25 protein-coding genes are annotated in these 24474 nt (G+C 62.7%); 5 read left to right on the forward strand and 20 right to left on the reverse strand.

All coding sequences use genetic code 11. The annotated features are described in order from the left end of the window. Positions 1-31: 31 nt before the first annotated feature. A complete protein-coding gene (locus tag AC1DZU_RS19370) occupies positions 32-1363 on the reverse strand; it encodes a dihydroorotase (RefSeq protein ID WP_477287360.1) in 1332 nt (443 codons plus the stop codon). A 73-nt stretch (positions 1364-1436) separates the two neighbouring features. Here AC1DZU_RS19370 and ygfZ point away from each other — a divergent pair, with 73 nt between their 5' ends. From ygfZ to AC1DZU_RS19385, 3 genes are all read left to right on the forward strand, one after another. Next, positions 1437-2294: a CAF17-like 4Fe-4S cluster assembly/insertion protein YgfZ gene (gene ygfZ / locus AC1DZU_RS19375; RefSeq protein WP_477287362.1), complete on the forward strand. Its 858-nt coding sequence runs from the start codon at positions 1437-1439 to the stop codon at positions 2292-2294. Further along, the gene (locus AC1DZU_RS19380; protein ID WP_477287364.1) at positions 2294-2929 is read left to right on the forward strand and encodes an HD domain-containing protein; all 636 of its coding nucleotides are present in this window, start codon (positions 2294-2296) and stop codon (positions 2927-2929) included. The genes ygfZ and AC1DZU_RS19380 overlap by 1 nt, the downstream gene beginning before the upstream one ends. A 65-nt stretch (positions 2930-2994) precedes the next feature. Beyond that, positions 2995-5130 carry a putative bifunctional diguanylate cyclase/phosphodiesterase gene (locus AC1DZU_RS19385; RefSeq protein WP_477287366.1) on the forward strand — a complete coding sequence of 712 codons (2136 nt, stop codon included), beginning with the start codon at positions 2995-2997 and terminating at the stop codon, positions 5128-5130. 11 nt (positions 5131-5141) lie between these two features. Here the strand turns inward: AC1DZU_RS19385 and AC1DZU_RS19390 are convergent, their stop codons facing one another. Next, entirely contained in the window at positions 5142-6032 is an 891-nt protein-coding gene (locus tag AC1DZU_RS19390) for a fatty acid desaturase family protein (protein ID WP_477287423.1), read from the reverse strand. 117 nt (positions 6033-6149) lie between these two features. On the opposite strand from AC1DZU_RS19390, the gene AC1DZU_RS19395 reads away from it, so the two are divergent. Next, on the forward strand, positions 6150-7082 hold the full coding sequence (locus AC1DZU_RS19395) for a LysR substrate-binding domain-containing protein (protein WP_477287368.1): 933 nt from the start codon (positions 6150-6152) through the stop codon (positions 7080-7082). A 10-nt stretch (positions 7083-7092) separates the two neighbouring features. Here AC1DZU_RS19395 and AC1DZU_RS19400 read toward each other — a convergent pair whose 3' ends face one another. The 11 genes from AC1DZU_RS19400 to AC1DZU_RS19450 form a co-directional block, all read right to left on the reverse strand. After that, entirely contained in the window at positions 7093-7365 is a 273-nt protein-coding gene (locus tag AC1DZU_RS19400; RefSeq protein WP_477287370.1) for a DUF3303 domain-containing protein, read from the reverse strand. A 16-nt stretch (positions 7366-7381) separates the two neighbouring features. Next, positions 7382-8845 (reverse strand): RimK family protein, encoded by a 1464-nt coding sequence (locus AC1DZU_RS19405; RefSeq protein WP_477287371.1) that lies wholly within the window; start codon positions 8843-8845, stop codon positions 7382-7384. After that, a complete protein-coding gene (locus AC1DZU_RS19410; RefSeq protein WP_184871205.1) occupies positions 8842-9948 on the reverse strand; it encodes a peptidase C39 family protein in 1107 nt (368 codons plus the stop codon). Before AC1DZU_RS19410 ends, AC1DZU_RS19405 begins: the two co-directional genes overlap by 4 nt. 206 nt (positions 9949-10154) lie before the next feature. Further along, positions 10155-10946 (reverse strand): anti-sigma factor family protein, encoded by a 792-nt coding sequence (locus tag AC1DZU_RS19415; RefSeq protein ID WP_477287373.1) that lies wholly within the window; start codon positions 10944-10946, stop codon positions 10155-10157. Beyond that, positions 10943-11461 carry an RNA polymerase sigma factor gene (locus tag AC1DZU_RS19420; protein ID WP_184871207.1) on the reverse strand — a complete coding sequence of 173 codons (519 nt, stop codon included), beginning with the start codon at positions 11459-11461 and terminating at the stop codon, positions 10943-10945. Before AC1DZU_RS19420 ends, AC1DZU_RS19415 begins: the two co-directional genes overlap by 4 nt. 162 nt (positions 11462-11623) lie before the next feature. After that, a complete protein-coding gene (locus AC1DZU_RS19425) occupies positions 11624-12040 on the reverse strand; it encodes a type II toxin-antitoxin system VapC family toxin (RefSeq protein WP_477287376.1) in 417 nt (138 codons plus the stop codon). Beyond that, on the reverse strand, positions 12040-12282 hold the full coding sequence (locus tag AC1DZU_RS19430) for a type II toxin-antitoxin system VapB family antitoxin (protein WP_184871209.1): 243 nt from the start codon (positions 12280-12282) through the stop codon (positions 12040-12042). Before AC1DZU_RS19430 ends, AC1DZU_RS19425 begins: the two co-directional genes overlap by 1 nt. A 61-nt stretch (positions 12283-12343) precedes the next feature. Further along, positions 12344-15094: a DUF2339 domain-containing protein gene (locus AC1DZU_RS19435; RefSeq protein WP_477287378.1), complete on the reverse strand. Its 2751-nt coding sequence runs from the start codon at positions 15092-15094 to the stop codon at positions 12344-12346. A gap of 82 nt (positions 15095-15176) precedes the next feature. Next, positions 15177-15695: a PaaI family thioesterase gene (locus tag AC1DZU_RS19440; RefSeq protein WP_477287380.1), complete on the reverse strand. Its 519-nt coding sequence runs from the start codon at positions 15693-15695 to the stop codon at positions 15177-15179. Then, on the reverse strand, positions 15692-16453 hold the full coding sequence (gene recO / locus AC1DZU_RS19445) for a DNA repair protein RecO (RefSeq protein WP_477287382.1): 762 nt from the start codon (positions 16451-16453) through the stop codon (positions 15692-15694). The genes AC1DZU_RS19440 and recO overlap by 4 nt, the downstream gene beginning before the upstream one ends. A gap of 137 nt (positions 16454-16590) precedes the next feature. Then, entirely contained in the window at positions 16591-17757 is a 1167-nt protein-coding gene (locus AC1DZU_RS19450; RefSeq protein WP_477287384.1) for a porin, read from the reverse strand. Positions 17758-18560: 803 nt separating this feature from the next. Here AC1DZU_RS19450 and AC1DZU_RS19455 point away from each other — a divergent pair. Further along, entirely contained in the window at positions 18561-19364 is an 804-nt protein-coding gene (locus tag AC1DZU_RS19455; protein ID WP_477287386.1) for a CPBP family intramembrane glutamic endopeptidase, read from the forward strand. Positions 19365-19520: 156 nt separating this feature from the next. Here the strand turns inward: AC1DZU_RS19455 and era are convergent, their stop codons facing one another. The 7 genes from era to pyrE all read right to left on the reverse strand — a co-directional run bounded on the left by era (position 19521) and on the right by pyrE (position 24470). Beyond that, positions 19521-20453, reverse strand: a complete 933-nt coding sequence (era, locus tag AC1DZU_RS19460; protein ID WP_477287388.1) for a GTPase Era — start codon at positions 20451-20453, stop codon at positions 19521-19523. A gap of 156 nt (positions 20454-20609) precedes the next feature. Next, on the reverse strand, positions 20610-21356 hold the full coding sequence (gene rnc, locus AC1DZU_RS19465) for a ribonuclease III (protein WP_477287389.1): 747 nt from the start codon (positions 21354-21356) through the stop codon (positions 20610-20612). Continuing rightward, positions 21356-22105, reverse strand: coding sequence for a signal peptidase I (gene lepB, locus AC1DZU_RS19470; protein ID WP_477287391.1), 750 nt, complete (start codon positions 22103-22105; stop codon positions 21356-21358). Before lepB ends, rnc begins: the two co-directional genes overlap by 1 nt. 77 nt (positions 22106-22182) lie before the next feature. Beyond that, on the reverse strand, positions 22183-22596 hold the full coding sequence (gene acpS / locus AC1DZU_RS19475) for a holo-ACP synthase (protein WP_184871218.1): 414 nt from the start codon (positions 22594-22596) through the stop codon (positions 22183-22185). Continuing rightward, a complete protein-coding gene (locus AC1DZU_RS19480) occupies positions 22593-23192 on the reverse strand; it encodes a DUF2062 domain-containing protein (protein WP_095086584.1) in 600 nt (199 codons plus the stop codon). The genes acpS and AC1DZU_RS19480 overlap by 4 nt, the downstream gene beginning before the upstream one ends. A gap of 251 nt (positions 23193-23443) precedes the next feature. Then, the gene (locus tag AC1DZU_RS19485; RefSeq protein WP_477287394.1) at positions 23444-23845 is read right to left on the reverse strand and encodes a VOC family protein; all 402 of its coding nucleotides are present in this window, start codon (positions 23843-23845) and stop codon (positions 23444-23446) included. A 46-nt stretch (positions 23846-23891) separates the two neighbouring features. Continuing rightward, positions 23892-24470, reverse strand: coding sequence for an orotate phosphoribosyltransferase (pyrE, locus tag AC1DZU_RS19490; RefSeq protein WP_477287396.1), 579 nt, complete (start codon positions 24468-24470; stop codon positions 23892-23894). Positions 24471-24474: the final 4 nt, after the last annotated feature.

Here is a 24474-nt window from a genome sequence, read left to right on the forward strand (position 1 = left end):
CTTTTTGGCCCGCCTTGCGGGAGGTTGGGGCCTAGCGAGGCAATGCCTCGGAAAACTCCACCGCCTTGCCCTGGCCCGGCGCCACGATCTCGCCTTCCCACATGACGCGGCGGCCGCGAATGACGGTGCCGACCGGCCAGCCGGTCACTTGCTTGCCATCATAGGGCGTCCAGCCGGCTTTTGAGCCGGCCTGCGCATTGGTGATGATTTCCTGCCGCTTCATGTCGACGACGGTGAAATCGGCGTCGTAGCCGGCGGCGATCCGGCCCTTTCTCGCCATGCCGAAAATGCGCTGCGGACCGTGGCTGGACAGGTCGACAAAGCGCTGCAGCGTCAGCCGGCCGGCGTTGACATGGTCGAGCATGATCGGCACAAGCGTCTGCACACCGGTCATCCCCGACGGCGAGGCCGGATAGGGTTTGGCTTTCTCGGCCAGTGTGTGCGGTGCGTGGTCGGAGCCGAGCACGTCGACGATGCCTTGCGCAATGCCATGCCAGACGCCGTCGCGGTGTCTGATGTCGCGCACCGGCGGATTCATCTGGATCAACGTGCCGAGCCGCGCGTAATCGTCAGCCGAGAGGGTCAGGTGATGTGGCGTCGCCTCGCAGGTCGCGACATCCTTGTGCTGCTGGAGGAACAGAATCTCCTCGGCCGTCGAGATGTGCAGGACATGGATGCGCGCGCGAACAGTGCGCGCGATGCGCACCAGCCGCTCGGTGCAGCGCAAGGCGGCGACCTCATCGCGCCAGATCGGGTGCGATGACGGGTCGCCCACGATGCGTTCACCCAGACGCTCGCGCAGCCGGAACTCGTCCTCGGAGTGAAAGGCGGCACGGCGGCGCGTATTCCTCAGGATCGAGGCGACGCCTTCGTCGTCCTCGACCAGCAGGTCTCCGGTGGACGAACCCATGAAAACCTTGATCCCGGCCGCACCCGGCAGTCGCTCGAGCTCGCCGACGTCTTTCGCATTCTCGCGGGTGCCGCCAACCCAGAAGGCAAAATCGCAGTGCATGCGACCACTGCCGCGGCGGACCTTGTCGGCAAGCGCTGCCTCGCTGGTGGTCAGCGGATTGGTGTTGGGCATCTCGAACACGGCGGTGACGCCGCCAAGGACCGCCGCCCGCGAACCCGTCTCCAGATCTTCCTTGTGCTCAAGCCCGGGTTCCCGGAAATGCACCTGGCTGTCGACGACACCCGGCAGGATGTTCAAGCCGCGGCAGTCGATCGCCTCGCCGGCCGAGGCGTGGCCGAGATCGCCGATGGCAGCGATGCGCCCGTCCTTCACGCCGATGTCGCGAGCTCCTTCGCCGTCATGGTTGACCACAGTGCCGCCTGTCAGGATGAGGTCGTAGGTCATGGCCATGCTCTCTTGCGGGGGGAGTGCCAGCGGCTTACGTAAAGGCCGACCGTTTTGCAAGATCAGGCTGCTTTCGCCAATGCCCTTTGCCCAACTCAAAGACCGCGCGCTCATCTCCGTCTCGGGCCCCGATGCCGAGCATTTCTTGCAGAACATCCTAACCACCGATCTCGACATATTGACACCGGGCCAAGCAAAACCGGGCGCGCTGCTTTCGCCGCAAGGCAAGATCCTGTTCGATTTCCTGATCTCGCGTGCCGGCGAGAATGCATTCAGGCTCGAATGCCGTGCCGACATTTCAGATGATTTCATACGCCGGCTGACGCTCTACAAGCTGCGCGCCAAGGTCGAGATTGCCAAAGCGGATCAGGCGCTTGTCACCGTCGCATGGGGAGTTGAGTCAACCACCTCACAATCTGATTCAACGGCGGCCGACACGCGCTTTGCGAACGGCGCCGTCACGCGTTCCTATGGCCAAGCGGATGAGCGGAGCGACCTTGCCGCATGGCAGGCCTCCCGCATCGCCAGCGGGATTGCCGAATCCGGCAGCGACTACCAACTTGGAGACGCCTTCCCGCACGACGTGCTGCTGGACGAAACCGGCGGTGTCGGTTTCAAGAAGGGCTGCTATGTCGGCCAGGAGGTTGTCTCGCGCATGCAGCATCGCGGCACGGCCAGGCGGCGCGTGCTGATCGTCCAGGCTGGACTTCCCCTGCCCGCCGCGGGCACCGAACTGACAGTCGAGGGGCGGCCCGTCGGCACGCTTGGCTCGAACGCCGGCACGATCGGGCTCGCCATTGCCCGCATCGACAGGGTCAAGGCGGCGCTCGACGCCGGCCAGCCGATCATGGCGGGCGACGTGCCGGTTGTCGTGGCCATCCCCGCCTGGGCGAAGTTCAGCTTTCCGCAGGAAGCCGTCAGCGCGGAGGAGGCCTGATGGCGGCCGATCGCGTCGGCGCGCCGCCACGCGCCTGGCAGCGCATGCTGTCCGGCCGCCGGCTCGACCTGCTCGACCCCTCGCCGCTCGACATCGAGATTTCGGACATTGCGCATGGGCTCGCTCGCGTTGCCCGCTGGAACGGCCAGACCAGAGGCGAGCACGCCTTTTCGGTCGCCCAGCACTCGCTGCTGGTCGAGGCGCTGTTTTGCGACCTGGTGCCTGCGGCTTCGCCCGACGCCCGGCTGGCGGCGCTGCTGCACGACGCCCCCGAATATGTCATCGGCGACATGATTTCGCCGTTCAAATCGGTGATGGGCGGCAGCTACAAGGACTGTGAATTGCGATTGCAGCGCGCCATCCATCTGCGCTTCTCGCTGCCGCCGGAACCAGCCGCGGCACTGCGCAAGGAGATCAAACGCGCCGACCAGATCGCCGCCTATTTCGAAGCAACGTTGCTTGCCGGTTTTTCGACCGCCGAGGCGACCGAGTTCTTCGGCCGGCCGCGCGGTTTCAATGCCGATCGCTTCGATTTCACGCCACGATCGGTGACCTCAGCGCAAAATGCGTTCCTGAAGCGCTTTTCGGCAATCGAGAAGTCGCGCCACCAAGTTCCAGTACCCGCGATCGGCTGAAAAACGCTAAATTAACCGGGGGCGACCACACTAGCCCGTTCGATCACGATCCGCAGGCGCTCCTTATGCCCGTCGCTGATGCCAAGGATGGTTCGGCCGTCCCGGAACCGGGGGCCGAAGGCATGGATCGGCCGCGCTCCATTGAAGACGAACTGCGCGAACAGAACGAACGCTTTTCGGCTGCGGTCGAGAACATGTCGCATGGGCTGTGCATGTTCGACGCCGACGAGCGCATGATTATTTGCAACGTCAACTACATCAACATCTTCTGCCTCGACGCCGGGGTGATGCGGCCCGGCATCCGGTTCCTCGACATCCTGCGCCACAGCGTCGACATCGGTATCGCCTCGCAAAGCGCCGAAGAACTCTACGCCATCCGCAAGCCCTATATCGACCAGGCGAAAGCCTCGACCTACGAGGAGACGCTATCGGACGGTCGTATCATCAACATTTCGCATCGCCCGCTGGCTTCGGGCGGCTGGGTCTCGATCTACGAGGACATCACCGAACAGCGACGCGCAGAGCGGGATCTCAAGGAACAGCATCGCCGCTTCGACGCAGCACTTGCCAACATGTCGCAAGGCCTGCTGATGTATGACGCCGACGGCAGGCTGATCGTGCGCAACCAACGCATTCTGGAGCTCTATGGTGTCGGCGAGGCAGACCTTCCGCTGGGCATGGGTCTGCGCGAACTCCTTGAGCGGCTTGTACGCCTGGGTGTCTATCCGCCCATCGATATCGATGGCGAGGTCCTCAAAACTGAAGCCCGCCTGCAGATCGGCCAGACGCGATCGACCCCTCGTCAGCTTGCCGACGGACGAACGCTGATGATCGCGCGTCGGCCGATGAGTGGTGGCGGCTGGGTCGCCACGTTCGACGACGTCACCGAAAGCAGGCTGGTCGAAGAGCGCATGACCCATCTTGCGCATCACGACACGCTGACCGGACTGCCCAACCGCTCGATGCTTCGCGAACGGCTCGACCAAGCACTGGAGGATGCGACTTCACCGCTGGCGATCTTCTCTCTCGATCTCGACCGCTTCAAGGCCATCAACGACACCTTGGGGCATCCGGCCGGCGACTGGCTGCTAAAAGGCGTGGCCGAGAGGCTGCGGCGTTGCCTGCGCGATGAAACAGACATCGTCGCCCGTTTCGGCGGTGACGAGTTCGTCATCATCCAGTCCAACTTCAAAGACCTTGCCGATGCGGAAAAACTGGCGAAAGGTATCGTCGAGGCGATCGCAAAACCGTTTCGCGACAAGAGCCGGGAGATGCATGTCGGCATCAGCCTTGGCATCGCCGTTTTCCCCAACGACGGCAGGGATGCCGACACGCTGCTGAAGAACGCCGACACGGCGCTGTACAGGGCGAAGAGCGAAGGACGCAACCTGTACCGCTTCTTCGAGCCAGCAATGGACGCCACGGTGCAGGCGCGCCGGGCGCTTGAGGTCGACCTTGAGACAGCGCTCCCGCGCCACGAATTCGATCTCGATTTCCAGCCCATCATGAACATAGAATCCGGCGGGATCGTCGGCGCGGAAGCCTTGATGCGCTGGCATTCGCCGTCACGCGGCACGGTGGCGCCGGACAACTTCATTCCCGTCGCCGAGGAAACCGGGCTGATCGTGCCGCTTGGCGAGTGGGCATTGAGGAAAGCCTGCGTGGCGGCGGCAAGTTGGCCTTCCCTGCGCATCGCGGTCAATGTCTCTGCGGTGCAGCTCAAAAGCGGTGGCTTTGCCCGCAGCGTCATCTCGGCGCTGGCCTTCTCCAGCGTGCAAGCCAGCCGGCTGGAACTGGAAATCACCGAAACCGTCCTGATGGACGAGAGCGAGACCGTGCTGAAGACGCTGCGCCAATTGCGCGGGCTGGGCATCCGCATTGCGCTCGACGATTTCGGCACCGGCTATTCCTCGCTCGGCTATCTCAGGCGTTTTCCCGTCGACAAGATCAAGATCGACCGTTCGTTCATCCGCGACATCGGCAATCGCGACACAGCCGCGATCGTTCGCACCATCATCGGGCTGGGCGCCGAACTCGGCATCACGGTCACCGCCGAGGGTGTCGAGACCGAGATGCAGCTCGACATGCTGCGCCGCAACGGTTGCGTCGAGGCGCAAGGCTATCTGATCGGAGTTCCGTCAAAGGCAGCGGATATTCAGCGCCTGCTGGAATCAGCCTCGTTGCACAGCCAGACCGGCTGAACAGACCACCGTCAGCGCAATGTCTCGATGTATTTTTCGTGGAAGCTGACATAGCCCGGTTCGACCACCTTCAGATGGCGCTGGACCAGCGCATGAAACTCCGGCAGCTGATGAAACGGCACGCCGGGATAGGCGTGATGCTCGGCATGGAACGGCATGTTCCACGCCAGCTTGCGGACCAGCCAGTTGGTCAGCGTGGTCCTGGTGTTCTCCAGCATGTTGGCGACGAACGGACAGCGACCGTGCTCGGCCAGGAGATAGAGGCGCAAGAACGGTTGTCCGAGCAAGGCCGGCACGATCCAGACATAGACAAGCACCGTGAGCCGGAAATAGACGGCCAGCAGAATGACCACGGCATAGAAGGTCATCGTGGCGCGCGCCTCAATGCGCACCTTGGCGTGCCCCTTTGGCGGAACATAGCTCCCCCGATCCCGGTCCATCACATTGCCATAAAGCGTCTTGAGGTGGCCCCACCACGTCGGGATGCCGGAGACATGGACGAGGTATTGCCGCCATGTCTCCGGTTTGGGGAAAGCCAGTTCCGGATCATTGTCCGGGTCCTGGGTGTATCGGTGGTGGGCGAAATGGAAGTAGCGGAACCAGTCCGCCGGCAGTGCGATCACCAGGCTGCAGACCCGCGCCACGGCATCGTTCAGCCACTGCGTTTCGAAGGCCGTGCGATGAACCGTCTCGTGCAGCAGCGTGAACAGGAAAACGATCAGGATGCCTTGCGGCAGCATCAGCAGCGGCCAGAACGGCACCTTGGCGGCGATCAGCGATCCGATGACCACGATCGCACCCCAATGAGCGCCAAGCTGAACGAGACCTGAGACATCCGACTTGGCGGTCAGCCGATTGCGCTCTTCCTGCGTCAGAGATGCAATTACGTCGCGATGGTCCACTGGCGTCATCCGGAGTTCGAAAATGTCGATGTCGATGCTCATCGTATTGAACAAGAAAACTTTCTAAAAACGAGGAATTGTGCGATTTAGATAAGGTTACCTTATCTATCGGGCATCATGATCGCTTTTCCATCCTTGCGCGGGCTCCAGGCTTTCGAAGCGGCGGCGCGTTCCGGCAGCTTCGCCGCGGCAGCCGAAGAGCTGTCCATCTCGGCCGCCGCGGTCAGCCAGCTGATCCGGACCATCGAAGACCAGATGGGCCGCAAGCTGTTCAACCGGGTCAACCGCCGCGTCGTCCTCACCGACGCCGGCAGGGAAATACTGCCTCGGCTGACAACGGCATTCGGTGAGATCGGCAGCGTGTCACGCGAACTGGGCGGCGCCGAGTTCCGCTCCCGGCTCGTCGTGTCGGTCCCGCCATCCATGGCGATGGGCTGGCTGTCGTCGCGCCTGGCGGGCTTTGTCGCGGCCCACGGCGCTGTCGACATATCGCTCAGAGGCGAAGATGATCCGGTATCGTTCGACCGCGACCTGATCGACATCCGCCTTTCCTATGGCCGTTCGCACTATCGCGACCAGGCAACGGAAGACATCGCCAGGGATGCCGTCTACCCGGTTTGCGCGCCTGATCTCGTCGCGACGAACAGATCTCTGGACGCCACCGCCCTCACCGGCCTGCCGCTGATCCACACCGACTGGGGACCGACGGGCGCGTCGTTCCCGTCCTGGCGCAACTGGTTCGAGGCGATGGGCGTCGAGCCTGGCCGGGCAGCGCAACGCGGCCTTTCGGCCAATTCGTCGCGGGCCGCACTTGATCTTGCTATTTCCGGCCTTGGCGTGGCGCTGGCGCAAGGGGTCTATTGTGCCGAAGCACTGGAAGACGGCCGGCTGGTCAGGCCGCTGACCCAGGCGCTGGAGCTGCGCCAGCCTTATTGCCTGACAATCCCGGAACGCAGCGCAAGACGCGATGTGGTGGCGGCGTTTCGCCAGTGGCTGATCGAGGAATGCGTGCGCACGGTCAAATCGCCGGCCCTGACCGAGAAGAGTTGACGGCTCCCGCTCAGAGGTGCCCGCTCAATGCTGCGACCATGTCCTTGCTCGTCGCCACGGGAACGATCTCGAACTCCACCAGATCGGCCCATTCGATGACCCAGCGCTGCAGCAGCGTGACGTCATCGGCCTCCACCAGCAGGAAGCAGCGGCTCATGTCCGCCGCGATCCAGCTGTGGTGCACGAGCAGCTCGTCCGGCTTCAGGCGGCCGCGATCGCGGAAGCGGCGATAGATCTCCTTGCGATCGCAGCCGGTAAAATCCTCGATCACGATGAACAGCATCTTTTCCCCTCGGTGATTACCGGCCTGGCCGGTCCAGCCGCTCCAGGAACCACTGCGTCAGCCGCACCCAGACCTCGTCCTTTTCGCCGGAATCCTCCCAGCCATGGTCGAGGTTCGGATTGTCGTTGACCTCGATGACGAAGACGCCATCCTTGGTTTCCTTGAGGTCGACGCCATAGAGCCCATCACCGATGCAGCGCGCCGCCTTCACCGCCGTCTCGACGACATGCGCCGGGGTTTCCTTCAGCGTGAAGGTCTTGATGCCGCCCTGGTCGGGCTTGCCGTTGGCCTTGTGGTTCACGATCTGCCAGTGCTTCTTGGCCATTAGATAGTGGACGGCAAACAGTGGCTGGCCGCCGAGCACGCCGACGCGCCAGTCATATTCGGTCGGAATGAATTTCTGCGCGATCAGAAGATCGGAATCCTCAAGCCATTCCGTGGCGAGCGTCTTCAACTCCTCGAAGTCAGCGCATTTCTTGACGCCGCGCGAGAACGACGAATCGGGGATCTTCAACACCAGCGGAAAGCCGAGCGTCTGCGCCGCCAGTTCGAGATCCGAGCTGCCGGCGATCATTACGGTCGGCGGCACCGGCACCTTGTTGTAGGCCATCAGCTCGTTGAGATAGACCTTGTTGGTGCAGCGGATCATCGACAGTGGATCGTCGATCACCGGCATACCTTCCTGCTGGGCACGGCGGGCGAAACGATAGGTGTGGTTGGAGATCGAGGTGGTTTCGCGGATGAACAGCGCGTCGTAGTTGGCCAGCTTGGCGAGGTCCCGCTTGGTGATCGGCTCGATTTCGACGCCCATCTTTTCGGCGATCTTGGCCCAGTAGCGCAGCGACGAGATCTCCGACGGCGGCAATTCCTCATGCGGATCGACCAGCGTGGCGAAGGTGTAGCGCGCCGGCGTGCGGCCCTTGGTGTCGCGCCACTCGCGGCTGGTGTAGGTCTCCAGGCACTGGATGAAGCTTTTTTCTTCGTCCTCGGTCATCCGCGCCAGCGGATGGAAGCCGATCTTGCGGATCGAAGCCCATTCGGCGCTGTCCTTGATGTGGACTTCGAGCGCCGGTGCGCGGAACCAGTCGAACAACAGCTTGGCGAAACGGTCCCAGATTTTCGAGGGGCCGATGCCGAAGAAAATGCAGACCTTGGTTGGAAAGGCGCCACCGAGATCCTTGCGGCACTTGTTGAGTGCCAGTTCCAGTTCCGGCAATGCATGTTCGTACAGCTTGCGCTCCGACAGGTCGATCATCGTCTCGACGGTCGGAATGACCTTGTGACCGCGTGAGCCCGCCAGCAGCGAGGCGTAATAGCCTCGGCTCTGGTAGCCGTAATTGTTCGACAGGTTGATGACCTTCGGCCGCTGGCCGCGAAACAGCGACGGATGCGCAAGATAGTCACGGTTGGTGATGATCTTGTGCGGTGTCGCCACCTGGTCGAGATCGCTCTGCCGGCCGGTAAGGATGACCCAAGTCATTGTCTGTCGCGCTTTCCCAGAGTGATGGCGGCACGCAGTCCGTCGCGGCCGAACTGGGCCATGTTCATGAAGATGCCGTAGGGCACGGGAATGTTGGCGGCATCAAGGATGGTCTCCTGTCTTTCGTCCTCGACCCAGGGATCGTGGATCAGGATATGGTCGCCGTCATCGCCGATGGCCAGCACCCAGTGCGGGACCTTCTTGCCGAACATAAGGAACCCGCTGATCAGCACCAGCACCAGTTTTCCCTCCGCGATCGCGGCGCGAATGTCGTCGATGGTGAATGGACGGTAATTCACCGGGATGCCGTAAAGTTCCGCGCGGCGGCGAAAGTCGACCTGGGCCAGTTCCATCACCCGGCGCTTGTCCTCGCTGCGCACCGACTGCAGGAACAGCGCGCCGTAGAACGAAACATAGATCTCTGCCGCAAGCCCGCTTTCGTAGCCCGAGACAGCCAGGCCGAACGGTTCGCAGCCACCGGGTCCCGACATCATGAAGACCGTCGTCGCCTCGCGCCACAGTCGGATTTCCATGACCGGATCCGGCACGAAGCCGCGATCGAAATTGGCCATCGCCATCATCAGGCAGCATGGGCCGCAGGTGAATTCACAGGTCTGCTGGTAGAACGGCACCTTGGTGGCGATCGGAATGTCGCCGCGCAAGGTCTTTTCATAGCGAAGCGCTGTCTCGCCGTCCTCGTAGTAGCCGGATTCGCGGCCGATCTTGCGATAGCCGGCGTGCTCATAGATGCGGATGGCCCGGCTGTTGTCCTCGCGCACCTCGAGACGCAGCATCATGCGGCCGTGCTCGAAGGCGGCGTCTTCCGCGGATCCGAGCAGCATGCGGCCAACACCCAGCCCACCGAAGAAGGGACCGGTCGCGATCGAGTAGAGACGCGCCACGCCGCTACCCTTGCGAAACAGCACGATTGCATAGCCGGCCACGCGGCCATCGACTTCAGCGACCAGCGTCTCGGCGGTTTCGCGCTCGATGAACAGGCGGAAGGAGCGGCGGGAAATACGGTCGCTTTGGAAAACAGCTTTCTCGATGGCGGCGAGATCATCGACGTCAGACGCGCGGGCCGTGCGGATTTCGGCAGGCATGCGGCTTGAGAAAACCTCGATTGGTGGTGGGAAATGTCCTACTCGAAAACGCTCAAGACATCAGAAGAAATACCGATGGCCGTAAAGCGCTATCGCACCTCGAATAGGGCCGAATTGTGACAGATTCGGCAGCAGCCTGGCGATGCAAAACGCTTTGAACAGGATCACTATTCATGGATTGGCGTCGCCATCAAAGCGGCGCCTTTTCAACTGGCCAGGCCAGCCATAAGCTGGCCATAGGCGCTCTTTGCCACGACTGCCAATTGCTCGCGTGGCAGCGAACCGACGACGGCACAGCCATAGCCCTTGTCCAGCCAGTAGACGGCCTGGGGACCGTCTTGCGCCGACGCATAGGTTCCCTTCGCATTCTGCGCCGATTGCGCGGTGACAAACAGAGATATGCGCTCGCCCTTGTCGTCCTCGTAGAGCAGCATCGCGGCCTTGCTTTCTCCGGCCGGCAGCAACCGGCCACCGACCAGTTGGAAGCCGTTTGCCGTCAGGTCGGGCGCGACCAGCTTCAGCCCGACCCGGTTGGAAAGCCAGGTCTGCAGATGATCCTTGTCGCTGGCCGGCACCTCGACCGCATGCCGCTTTTCGGCGGCGAAGACGACATGGGCCGCGATAGCCTGTTCGGCCAGCCGATCTTCGGCCGGATTCTCCTGTCCGACGCCGTCGATGCCGGCAAGGTAGCCGCCAAGCCCGCCGGCGACCACAAGCATGGCCGCCGCGGCGGCAAGCCACCAGCGCGAGCGTGACGCCGCAGCCTTGACCGGCGTCTCGCCGAACACGACCTTGCGCAACCGCACGGGGACGGTTTCGTCCAGCACGCTGGCGAAGGCGGCGCGCAATGCCGTCCGATCGGCGGTGAAACGGGCGCTCCTGGCCTTCATCTCGGGATTGGCGTCGAGCCAGGCATCATAGGCGGCGCGCTCGTCTGCCGGCAGTTCGCCATCGATCGCCATGTGGATGTCACGTTCGGAGAAGTCGCGGCGGATCATTTCTCGACGATCCTTATTGCGCGACGGCGCGCCGTGTCGTCCAGCAGCCCGCGCAATTCCTCACGCCCGCGCGCAATGCGCGACATCAGCGTGCCTGCAGGGACCCCCAGAATGTTGGCGGCTTCGGCATAGGAAAACCCTTCGATGGCGACCATCACAAGAGCCGCACGGCGGTCGGGGCTGATCGCCTGCAATGCGTCGATGATCTCGCGCGAAGCGATGCTCTCCATTTGCTCGGCCGGCTGGGCCACCGCCTCGCCGGCTTCCAGCGGAAGCATCGTCGCCTCGCCGCGACGGTTCACCTTGCGCATCTGGTCGATGAACAAATGATGCATGATCGTAAACAGCCACCTCCTGGGGCTTTCTCCCGTCTGCCAGTTGTCGAGCCGGACAAGCGCCCGCTCTAGGCAATCCTGAACGAGATCGTCGGCAGCATCGCGGTCGCGCAAAAGCGAGCGTGCGTAGCGGCGCAGTCGCGGTATTTCGCCAAGGATTGCTGCCTTCTTTTCGTGCATGACCGCTGGTTCTGGGTCGCCCTTGTTGATCCGATATTGAACGCGCCTTCTCGGCGCGGCGCAAGCGGCCAGCGCGAAGCGGTCCGCCGCCCCGGTCACCCAAGCAATGAGATAACGAGATGACCGGCCGTTTTATTCCCACCAATCAGGGGAGAAGCCGAATTATCCTAAATCCGTCAGCAAGAAATCGCTGCCCTTGTAGAGCAGCGGAACATTGAGGGTCTTCGCACAAGCATAAGCGAAACAGTCACCGAAATTCAGATCGGCTTGATGCCCAATGGCCTTGCCATAGCGAGCGCTGGCATTGATGGCGTGGAGACCGATCTCTTCGCCGATCACCACATTTTCTCCGCCAATTTCCAAGGTGAATTGATCGACCAGATCGCGAGCCTTGAGGAGGGCCTCAGCCGTCGGTTTGCGGGAGCCGGAGGCTGCGCGCGCCAGCGCCTGTGTCGCTTCAAAACGCACCAATGGAGAAACGTAGGACCGGCCGGAAAAACCGGAAAGCCGCTTGATCAATTCCTCCCAACCCGGTTCCCGGTTGAGAATGGCGACGATCACCGACGCATCGACAAACATCAGTCTTCCCACATCTCGTCGGTGAACTTCTTCATGTCGAAGTCGGGATTTGGCAGCCCTATCTTGGTCGCCTCCGCCTGCAGCCTCGCCAGCCGGTCGAGCAGCGGCACCTTGGCGCGATTGCGCTCAAGTTCATGCACAAGTGCGGTCCTAACCGCCTCCGTCTTGCTCGGAGCGTTCGTCTCGCGCTGCAATTTGGCGGCCAGCGCATCTACTTCGTCGTCACGGATATAGAGCGGCATCTGAATATCTCCTAAGTGATATGCAGATATTCCATCTTGTATATTGGTTCAAGGAGCATCTTCATGTCCCTTTTGCCGCCCGCGTCAAAAGCCGCTGGTAGAACAGGCCGATGCCGATCAGCACGGCGCCAAGGCCGATGAAGGACAACGCCCGCAACACGCCTTCCAGCTCCGACATGTCGAAGACAAAGACCTTCAGCACGGCGACCGAGATCAGCACGGCCGAGGCAATGCGAAGCACCTGCGATTTCAGCCAGACGCCGGCTGTGAGCAGGACCACACCGATGACCAGCCAGAGTGCCGAGTAGGTGTAGGTTTCCAGCTGGCCGAGACCGCTCCACAGGCCAATGAACTCGCCCTTGAACAGACGCCTCACCGACAGAGTGGCGTAGGCGAAGGCAAGCACGGCCGCCACCAGCGCCAGCATCTGCGCATACCATTTCGGTCGCTTGTCCCTTGCATATAGGGCCAGCCCGCCGGCAGCGATGGCCGGCAGGAGATAGGCAAGGAACAACAGGTTGAAGACCGGGATCTGGCCTGTCGATTCGTCGGTGAACAGCGGGTTCAGCACCACGAAATGCCGAATGACGATGAAAGCCACCGAAACCACGCCCGCCGCCATCGAGCCATAGCGCAACACCGAGCTTGGCGAGCGCATGTCGATGGCGACCAGGATGGCGCCGGCGCCGATGGCGATCAGCGTGTAGATCGCCTGTTCAGCGAGCGTCATCGCACCCGTGTCGATGACGCCGCCATGCATGGCATGGCGCACCAGCATGGCGAGCGTGAGCAGCGCAAACAGTGCCGCCGCCGCTTCCATGGCGAGGCGTGGGCGGCCGTTGGTGGTGCGGGCAAGCTGCCAGGCGGCGAAACCGAAGGCGAGCGCCGGCACGCCGTAGCCCGGCAGCAGCCAGTTGAACACAGGCGTCGTCGACAGGAACTCGGCACCGACGATGGTCGGATCGAAGGCGACGCGGCCAAGCACGGCGATCACCGCGCCAACTGAAATCCAGCCGAGCACAGGATAGGAGCGCCAGCGTGTCGCCAGCGCCGGCACGATCGTCGCCGCGCCGAGCAGGATGGTGGTCCAGTCGGAATTGAACGCCATATGCAGCATCAGGAGGCCGGCGACGGCCGCACCGCCCAGGGCAAACGACACCGCCACGCCGCCCTTGAGAGGCGGCTCTTCGCTGCGTGCGATCCACTCGCCGCCGGCAGCGAAAACCACGACCAGCAGTGCCGCGACGGCGGCGTAGACAAAGTCGCGGTCGAGATTGCCGAAGGTGAACCAGAGCGCCAGCAGGACGACCAGCGGCACGATGACGCCCCACGCCGCCCACGAGGCCGCGCGGATCTGTGTCGCGGCGGCGAACCTGCGGGCGGCCCAGAAGCCGGCGCCTATGAAGACCAGGCCAAGCGCGATGCCGATGCGCAATGTCAGCGCGTTTGACATGGCCACGGGCAAGCCATCGACGCCCAGAGCACCGGCCGAAAAGTCGGAGGCGATCGAGGTCGGCGGGATGATGCCGAGATAGATCATCACCGTCACCAATCCTGCGGCATAGAGGAGCGGCAGCGCCAGTGGGCGATAGAGCGCGACGGCCACCATGGCGGCGATCAGCACGGCGCCCGGCAAGGCATCGCCGGCGGCGGCGAAGACCGGGTCGACCGACAGGCCGAGCGCCGAGAATGCGACGAACAGGCCAGGCACGATGGACGGCCAGTCGAAAGCCCTGGCCGGTCCGGCCTCGCCGCCACGACGGCCGAGCCAGACAAACGCAAGCACGGCCAGCGTGACGGCGTCGATGAACAGGATGGTGGAGAGGTTCGCGCCCGGCGCATCGGTCATGTAGAGGATGGTCCAGACACCGGTGCCGAAAAAGGCGGCCGCCATCAGCAACGTCCAGTCGCGCATGCGGGCGATGACGCCGGTGGCGGCAAGCACGATTGCGAGATAGCCGAACAAAGCCCAGGGATTGGGCGCCTGCGAGGCAACCAGCATCGGCGTCACCATGGCGCCGACGAGGCCAATGCCGGCTAGCGCCTGGCCATGGACCAGGGCTGCCGTAATGGTCGCCACGCCGATGGCGCCGAGCAGCGTGAAGGCGAGCGCCGGGCCGATGAAGCCGTAAATGCCATGGGCGGCATAGACGGTGCCGAACAGGATGAAGGCACCGGCCGCTGTCAGGATCGCTGGAATATAGGCGCCGGCAACGCCTTGCACCGGCACCTTGAAGCCGGTGCGGCGGATGAACTCGCCGCCAGCGACCAGCACCAGGCCGAGAACAGCGGCCATGGTCAGCCGCACGCCGGGGCCGAAAATGCCGGCCTCGATGGTGTAGCGGATCAGGAACAGGCCACCCAGCGCCAGCGCGAGGCCGCCGACCCAGACCGCCCAGCGGGTGCCGAGTGCCGTTTCGACATCTGACTGGCTGGCGGCTTTCGCTGCCGCAGCGGGCTCGGCACGTTCTGTTGCCTTCGGCGCCGCATCACTTGGCGCCCATGGCCCGGGCACGGCCTCGCCGGTCGGGATTTCTGCCTCCGTCACCGGAGCCTGCGCAGCGACCGCCTCGCTCACCGCCGGCAAGACGATATCGGCCGCGGCCGCAACGGCCGGAGCCACATCGGCGGGCGGCGCGCTGTCGGCCGCCGCCTGCTCGGACGGCTTGGCCGCAGGCGGCACAGCGCCCGAAAGGACAAAGCTGCGCAGCGCGCCAAGCTCGCGCTCGATCAGGCCGATGCGGTTCTGCTGGCGCGAAATGATGACGAACAAGGCGATGATGGCGACAAGGCCGATCAGGCTTTCAAACATGGCGGTTCCCCCAAACCAGGCCAGTTTTCACTGACGTTCAGTCTCACTGACATTCAAATGCGGCGGCCAAACGGCCTGAAAGTCAACGCGCCGCCAGATTGGCCGCGGGAAAGATCGAGCATGTTTCGGTGCCAAAAGCCAGCAGCTTGCCGCCGGCATCCTTCAGCGTCGCTTCCGACACCGCGAGCGTACGCCCCTTGTGGACGACCTTACCCTCGCAGATCACCTCGCCGGTCTTCGGTGTGATGGGCCGCGTCAAATTCACCTTGAACTCCGCGGTCGTATAGGCCTCACCCTTTTCGAGCAGCGTCTGCACGGCGCAACCCAATGCCGAATCGAGCAGCGTCGCCGCCCAGCCGCCATGCACGCTGCCCAGCGGGTTGAGGTGGCGCTCGTTGGGCACGCCTCGGAACACCGCACGTCCTTCCGACACTTCGGTCAGCGCGAAGTTGAGCTGGAAGGAGATCGGCGGCGCCGGATACTTGCCGTCGATGATACGCTGCAGCAGGTCCAGGCCGGTGTATTCGAGGATGTCGGCATGCGGAATCGTGCCGAGGCCGAGCGGTGAGACCCAGCCCGGATACAATTCGACCTCGCTCATGCTGCGTTCTCTCCGGCTATGGTCTTGCTGCGCGCGTGGTGTTTGCGCAGTGCGGCAAGGAAGCCGGCGCGAGCGTCGGGCGGCTCGATGCCGCGGGGCTCATAGACGTGGCGGGTGAAGAAGAAGCCGGTCAGCCGGAAGGCGTCGTCGACCGCCGCCGGATCGCCGCGCTGGCCTGAGCCGCGCTGCAGGAAGGCCGGCAGCGCCAGCATCTTGTCGCGCCATGGCAAGCCTGCTTCGCGCGATACTGCGCGTCCGGATTTGGGTGAGACATAGGCCAGGTCCTGCCGCGTGCCGGTGGCGGCGCATTGACTGAGATCGAGGCCAAAGCCGAGTTCGTCCAGCACCAGAAGCTCGAAGCGCGCCACCAGTTCGCCGGCAGCGTCGGCATCGTCGAGATGGACGATCATCACGGCAAGCGTTTCGTAGAGACCTTCATGAGAGTCGCGCTCGGGCAACAGACGCAGATGCGCGGCCATGGTCTGCAGCCCATAGACGGCCACCGCGCTGTCCATGAGCCGGGCGGCGTTCATCTCGATCGCCTCGGCCTGGAACGTGCCGAGATGCTCGTCGAGCCGCGCCCGCCACAACAGGTCGACGCGATTTCCGGGCTGGAGGACGGGCTGCTGCTTGCGCGAACGACCGCCACGCACGAGGCCGAGATGACGGCCATGCGCGCGTGTCATCACCTCGAGAATGGCGCTGGTTTCGCCATGCTTGCGGGTGCCGAGAATGATTCCCTCGTCTCGCCATTCCATTTCTAGAGCTTTTCACCGGTTGGATGGCGAAATCAAGGTATGGAGTTTGGCTCAACTGACAGATCGGTACAGCACAGTGCACAAAAAACCGCCCGCAGCGATAACGCTGCGGGTGGCTGGTGAGATCAATCGATCCGTTAGAACGAGCGCTGGAAGCGGAGAATGCCGCCGACGCTGCTCTTCTTGTTGGCCTTGGTCCAGTTGCTGAAGTCGGCGTCGTCGAACTTTCCAGCATTCAGGTAATCGACTTCGGCCGTGACCGTAAAGCCGGGCACAACGGTGTAGGCAAGGTTGGCGGCGACGCCAAGGTTCTTCCAGTCGTCATAGGAGATCTGGGCGTTGAACGCGGTCTTGTCGTTGAACTTGTAGGTGCCACCGCCCCAGACTGCCCAGTTGCCGCCCCACTGCTTGTAGAAGCCGCGACCTTTAGCGTTGATAGCGTTGGTCGGATCGTTGAGGTTGTCGTCCGTGCCGTAACCGCCGATGATGAACAGCGACAGTTCCTTGGTGACATTCACGTCCAAACGAACCTTGCCGGCCACTTCCTCGTAATTGCTGTCATAGGCGACGACGCCAGTGATCGCACCCCAGTCGCCCTTGTACTTCAAGCCGCCGACGACATGCGGAACATAGCTGTCGATGGTGCCTTTGCCGGCGCCTTCTTCGAGAGAGACCAATCCCGTGAGGCCGTTGCCTGCATCGAAGTAGTACTGAACGACGTTGCTCTCCTGCCCGCCATACGGAACCAGCGTATCCTGGATGACGTTGCCGGCATAGCCGATGAACGTATCGAAAGCCGTATCGTCCTTGCCGACGCGCAGGCCGCCGAGCTGAATCCAAGCGAAACGCAGCGAGGTAGACTTGTTGCGGCCTTGCCAGTCGTCCGCATTGGAGGCGGCCTGGTTGAGATAGTCGCCGCTGCTGTTGCCGTAGTTGAAGCGGGTCTCGGTGTAGGTCTTGAGGGTACCGAGCTCGGTCTCCTGACCGGTCCAGGTCTTCAGGGTGAAGCGGGTGTTCTTGTAGTAGGTCGAGTGCGTGTCGCCGGCGCTCTGGTGGTCCGGAACGTGGTTGACGCCATCGAACGTGCCGGCATCGCCGACGCCGATGTCATAACGGACATAGCCGCCGATGCGCAGGCAGGTTTCGGTGCCCGGGATGTAGAAGTAGCCGGCGCCGTAGACGTCGCAGATCTTGACGTATTCGGCCGGTTCCGGTTCGGCGACGACGACAGCGTCAGCCGCGCGCGCGCCACTGACCGCGATCAGTGCCGCGGCTGAGCCGAGAAGGAGGCTCTTGATGTTCATTTTCTGACTCTCCAGTCATAGTTTTAAATGGCTTCGGATTTGTGGCTGGCGGCAATGTTTTCCCGCCTCACCCCCACAACGAAAAAGGCGCGCACCGCTCGCCCTTTTCCGCGGCGAACATACCCATCGAGCTTCTGCCTTCAATGACGATTCCGGAAATAATCCCGTTTCCATCAACAGATTAATGCTGTGTTGCACAAATAACACTTACCGTATTTCCAGTTAGCACAATTGGCACAACGTCATATATTCAATATACTTTCAGATAATTTCGCGGCTAATTATCTCTTTGAGGCATCAAATTTCTACAATTGCCGCCTGCTCGCGAAATATGCGCCTATTTTCGGTGAAAACTGGCTGGATATTTCTTCAACCCCCGACCATTCGATGGCATCCGTCCGCCACTTGCGCTCTGGCGCTGAGCCGAAATGCAGGGCGACGCCTGCCCGGCCAGTTTTGCTTTTGCCGAGGCGATCGAACCTGCCGGAGCGCTGTCGCGCCGCTGATTATGACGGCAGCCAACCGATCAAGACGATTCCATGTGAGTTGGTCGCGCGCCAATCGAGGCGACTCGTCCTGTAGCGACAAGACAGCCGAGCGATGTCTGTCCGGCGGAAATATCGGAAATCTTTCAGAAACCGCTCGGGATTTTTGGCCGCGCCTTCGCCAATAAGAACGGGTCGGCCAGCGCGGTCGGTACGGACCTGCCGAACAATTCGGCTGGCTCGTCTCCAGATGCATGTCGACCGATCGGGCAGCCCGGCGACCTCTCGTGACCAACCTGCCCGCCGAGAGGACCAGACATGACTTCCGTTCCGAGCCTGGTGCGAAGGCACCAGCTGACCGCCTTCTTTTCGCTTGCGCTTGGCCTGACCTGGCTGGCGTTCATTCCCTTCTGGCTGTCGAGTGGCGACAGGATTCCCTGGTTCACCTTCGGTCCGATGGTCGCCGGCTTCTCCGTCGCGGCCCTGTCCGGCGGCTGGGGTTCGGTCAAGGCCATCCTCGCCTCGATGGTGAAATGGCGGGTTCACCCGTTCTGGTACCTGGTGGCATTCGGCCTGCCCTTCGGAGCACAGTTGATCTCGATCGTGATCAATCCGCTGTTCGGCGCGGCAGCACCGGCCTGGAGCAATATTCCGGCCCTCTCCGAGATGCTGCCGATCATAGCGCTATACGCAGTCTTCAGCGGCCCACTCGGGGAAGAGCCTGGCTGGCGCGGCTTCGCAACGCCACGTCTGCTCGCCAGCCATTCAGCACTGACCGGCAGCCTGATCCTCGGCGTGATCTGGGCTGTCTGGCACTTACCGCTCGGCCTGGTCGGCGACCTCAGCCTCTACAGCACGATCAATGTCGTGCTGGCGGGAATCGTGTTCACCTGGCTCTATCAGAACACCGGCAGCGTGCTGCTCGCCTTCATCATGCACGTAACGCACCAGAACAGCGTGCGCTTCCTCGGCAAGGTGTTCACCGGCGGCGACTATGTGCAGCAGCAGTGGATCGGCGTGGCCATCTGGGCGATCATCGCCGTCGCCATCGTCGCCTACTACGGTACCGAAAGCTTCGTTCGCCGGCCAAGGACGCAGCTTGCCGTGGCTGGCGCCTCCTAGGCGCGCAATGAGCGCGGTGTCCTAAGACGGGCGCCGCGCCTTTTGTCGGCGGCGCGGATGCGTATTGCCAGCGCTCGGTGAGCGGCCAAAGCCCGCCAACAGGGCGACATCACGTCATCCGCGCATGGTCGGCAAGCACTTCATCGATCCCCGGGATTAGCGCGGGAATTCGAGCCCCATTTCGCGATAGCGCTCGGGGTCGTCCCCCCAGTTCTCGCGCACCTTGACGAACAGGAACAGGTGCACCTTCTGTTCGAGGATGCCAGCGATCTCCATGCGCGCCGCCTGCCCGATGGCGCGGATGGTTTCGCCCTTGTGGCCGAGCACGATCTTCTTCTGGCTGTCGCGCTCGACATAGATGGTCTGGTCGATGCGCACCGAGCCATCCGGCTTTTCCTCCCATTTCTCGGTCTCGATATGCGAGGAATAGGGCAGTTCCTGATGCAGCCGCAGATAAAGCTTTTCGCGGGTGATCTCGGCCGCCAGCTGGCGCATCGGCAGGTCAGAGATCTGGTCTTCCGGATAATACCAGGGGCCGGCCGGCAAGGCTTCAGCCAGATAATCGAGCACGTCCTTGCAGCCGGAACCGGTCAGCGCCGAGACCATGAAGGTGCGCTTGAACGGCACTCTCTCATTCGCTGCCGCCGACAAGGCCAGCAGCGCCTCGTGCTTGACCCGGTCAACCTTGTTGAGGATCAGCACCATCGGCTGGCGGACATCCTTCAGCCGTTCGAGAATGGCATCGGCGTCGCCGCGGATGCCGCGCTCGGCGTCGATCAAAAGCAGCACGATATCGGCATCCTTGGCCCCGCCCCAGGCGGTGGTCACCATTGCCGTGTCGAGCCGCCGCTTGGGTTTGAAGATGCCGGGCGTGTCGACAAAGACGATCTGCGCATTGTCATGCGTGGCGATGCCGCGCACGATGGCTCGGGTCGTCTGCACCTTGTGGGTGACGATCGACACCTTGGCGCCGACCAGCTGGTTGACCAGCGTCGACTTGCCCGCATTGGGCGCGCCGATCAGCGCGACAAAGCCGGAGTGCGTGGCGGCGACCTCCGTTGCCGGAGAAGTGTCTTCGGTGGCGGTCATGCCGCGCTCCCTTCATCAGAGCGGTTCATCGTTTCACGGAAACGCCGAACCGCTCTATCTCCTTGTTTTGACGCAATTCCCTAAGGGAAAGCGCTATACACTTTTCCCGGAATTGCTCCAGAGCGCACGCACAAAGGACGCTCTAAAACTTTGACTCTACGCATCGTGCTTTCCAAAAAACGGCTCCGATTTTTGGGTCGATGGGCTGGCCCAGACGCCTTCACGCAACAGAAATGCCGAAGCCGCCGCTTCTTCCGCTGCCCTGCGGGAGCCGCCGGTGCCGGTGGAAGGCGCAAAGCCGCTGACTTGCAAGGACACCGTGAAGACCGGCTGGTGGTCGGGCCCTTCGCGCTTTTCGATCACATATTCGGGGCGCGCATCGCTGGTCTTGGCAATCCATTCCTGCAAATCGGATTTCGGATTGAGCGGCTTTGCCACAACCGTGCGCGAGCGCGGCTCCCAGTAGCGCAGGACGAAGCGCCGCGCGGCGTCGATGCCACCGTCAACATAAACCGCCGCGATCAGGGCTTCGACCGCATCCGCCAGATAGTTGCCGCCCGAGCCACGCGACCGCGTCTTTAAGGCAGCGTCGGCCCGAACCAGATCTTCCAGCTGCATTTCGATGCCGATCTCGGAGCATGTTTTCGCGTCGACCAGCGCATTGAAACGTGGCGCGATTTCACCTTCCGGCGCGTCGGGAAATTTTTCGAAAAGCATATCGGCGACGATAAGCCCAAGCACGCGATCGCCAAGGAATTCAAGACGCTGATTGTTGCTGGCCGCCTTGACCGCACTGGAGTGCGTCAATGCGGTCTCGAGCAAGCGGAGATCCTTGAAGACATGGCCGGTCTTGGCCTTCACCAAACCGGCCAGTGTTTCGCCTGTCGGGCGCTTCAAAGCCATCAATTGACGAAGTGGAACAGGCGCGAAGCGCGCATCAGCGACGGCCATTTCCAGATTTCGAGCGGGCTCGCCTTGCCGGCGATCGAGAAGAAAACAAGATTGGCGCGGCCAACCAGATTTTCCGCCGGGACGAAGCCGACGGTGAAGCGGCTGTCCGAGGAATTGTCACGGTTGTCGCCCATCATGAAATAGTGGCCGGGCGGCACGTTCCATTCACGGGTGTTGTCACCGATCGAATTGGGCGAGATGTCCAGCGTGTCATAGCTGACGCCGTTGGGCAGCGTTTCCCGGTAGACGTCGATCGGCCGAGGCTCTTCGGTGATGTCGGGATTGTCGATCTGGCCGGTTTTCACGCGCGGTACGCCGACGTCGTTGATGAACAGCTGGCCGTCCTTGACCTGGATCTTGTCGCCGGGCAGGCCGACCACGCGCTTGATGTAGTCGACGGACGGATCAGGTGGGAACTTGAACACCACCACGTCGCCGCGCTTCGGCTCGGAGCCCCAGATGCGGCCCGAAAAGATGTCGGGCCCGAAAGGCAGCGAGTAACGGGAATAGCCGTAGGACCATTTGGTGACGAACAGATAGTCGCCTTCCAGAAGCGTCGGGCGCATCGATCCCGACGGGATCGAAAAAGGCTGGAACAACAGCGTGCGGATGACCAGGGCGAGCAAAAGCGCCTGCACGATGACGCTGACGGTCTCGCCAAGGCCGCCGGATTTCTTCTCAGATTTATCAACCACGCTCATGTCGTCCTCGATTGTGCGTTGGATGGTATAGAGTCTCGGCGCGCGCTGGGCAACGTCGTGCCGGTCGTCAGATGCAATCAATGTGGCGCTTCTTCGACGGGCAACGCCTCGATGATCACAAAGGCTTGAGCGAGCGGGAAATCATCGGTGATGGTGAGGTGGATGGCCGCCCGATGGCCCTTAGGCAGGATTTTGTCCAGCCGCGCCCGTGCCCCTCCCGTCAGCGCCATGGTCGGCGCGCCGCTGGGCAGGTTGACGACACCCATGTCGCGCCAGAACACGCCCTGCGCCAGACCCGTGCCCAGCGCCTTGGCGCAGGCTTCCTTGGCGGCGAAGCGCTTGGCGTAGGATGCCGCTCGCGCCCGGCGGTTCTCGGAGCGGGCCTGCTCGAGATCGGTGTAGATTCTCTGGATGAAGCGCTGGCCGTGACGCTCCAGCGACTTTTCGATGCGTCTGATGTCGATCAGGTCACTGCCGATGCCGATGATCATCGTGCGGCGGAACCAATGCTTCCGCCCGGATGAGACGATTGCCCATGCCGGCTTGCGCGCTCGGCGAGGCGCTTGCGCCGTTGCTCACGGAAAGCGTTCATGCCCCAGCGCGTGACGCCATAGAACAAGAGACCGAACACCAGCCCGAGCGGGATCGCGCCGATCAGCATCGGCTCAAGCACAGGCTTCCACAATTGAGCGAAGGAAAGCTTGTGCAACATCTCGCCCAGATGCGCCGGCGGGCCATGCGCAGGCAGGCGGTCATGCAGGATCAGCTTGCCGGTTTCCCAGGAGGCGCCCCACAGCAGCGGAAAGGTCAGCGGGTTACCGAAGAAAACCGCTGCAAGGGCGGCCGCAACCAGATTGCCGGCAATCACCCAGCACAGGATGGCGGCAATGGCGAAATGAAAACCCACGGGAAAGAACGACGCGAAGACGCCGGCGGCGACGCCGGCCGCCACGGCGTGCGGTGTGGCCTTCAGCCGCAGGATGCGCTTGGAGAAATACTGAAGCGAGCGCGAAAACGATCGGCGCGGCCACAAATAGGTACGCACCCGCTCGAGAAGGCCATCAGGCTTGCGGCGTCGAAAAAGCACTCTATACCCGTTTCACAGCTCCCGCGCCGGCACTTTCAGCCGGGCGCAACAGCACTATCTTGCGCTTGACGATCCCCCGATGGCAATCGCCACGTTGATATAGCGACGCGCTGGCAGGAGAACAACCAACGCCGCCTGCGCGGCGTGCGCTTGCTGCCGCCCTTTCGGGATGGCATTCCTCGCATCGAACATTGGACAATCGCGGCGAATTTAAGGAACCGGCATTGTCGCATGGCCGAAAGGCGCGGCGGCTACGGCAGATATTCGCTGACCTCGACCAGATTGCCGTCCGGGTCGCGGAAATAGACCGACATCATCGGACCACGAGCCCCGACGCGTTCGACCGGTCCGAGTTCCACCACCACGCCATTGGCCGCGAGACGGGTGCTGACTTCGCCCAGCGGCCGGTCGGTGATCAGGCAGAAGTCGCCTGAGCCGGGCGTCGGCGCCTTCGCCTTCGGCTCGAAGGTGCGGCCGACCTCGTGCACATTGATCTTCTGGGTGCCGAAAGCCAGCGCTGTCGGCCGGCCGGGTGCATCGACGCGTTCAAAATCCAGCACGCGCTGATAAAAGGCGCAGGTCACGTCCAGCGAAGCGACCGTCAGCACGAAATGATCGATGCCTGCGATCATCGCCAATTTGTTTTCATGCATGTCGTCAACCCAAAACCGCTGCACACTTTTGGGCGACACGCATGGGTCAGATATTGCGGCTGCCGGGCTTGACCGCCGGTATGGCGGCAAGTTCCGGCGGCAGCCGGTCGGCCGGATAGGCGGGAACCTCATATTCGGCGAGCGCGATCAGCGGCACGCCGACATGGGTCTTGCCGGCCGAACGGTCGATGATGCAGGCGGCGGCAACCACGTCGGCGCCGAGCTCGCGCAGGCACTCGATGGTCTCGCGGATCGAGAGGCCGGTGGTGACGATATCCTCGACGATGACGACCCGCGCGCCGCTGGCGATCTCGAAGCGGCGCAGGCGAAACTCGCCCCCTTCCCGCTCGACCCAGATCGCCGGCACGCCGAGGTGGCGCGAGGTCTCGTAGGCCGGGATCAGCCCGCCGATCGCCGGACCGACGACGTAGTCGATCTTGCCCGGCACGCCAGCGCGGATCTTTTCGGCCAGCGCCTTGCACAACCGCTCGGTCTTGTCGGCATGCATGAACACGCGCGCCTTCTGCAGGAAGACCGGGCTTCTCAAGCCCGATGTCAAAATGAAATGCCCTTCGAGAACAGCACCCGCCTCGCGGAAAATCCCCAGCACTTCCTCGGTGTTCATTTCT

The organism is Mesorhizobium sp. P2_A12 (assembly GCF_056405075.1).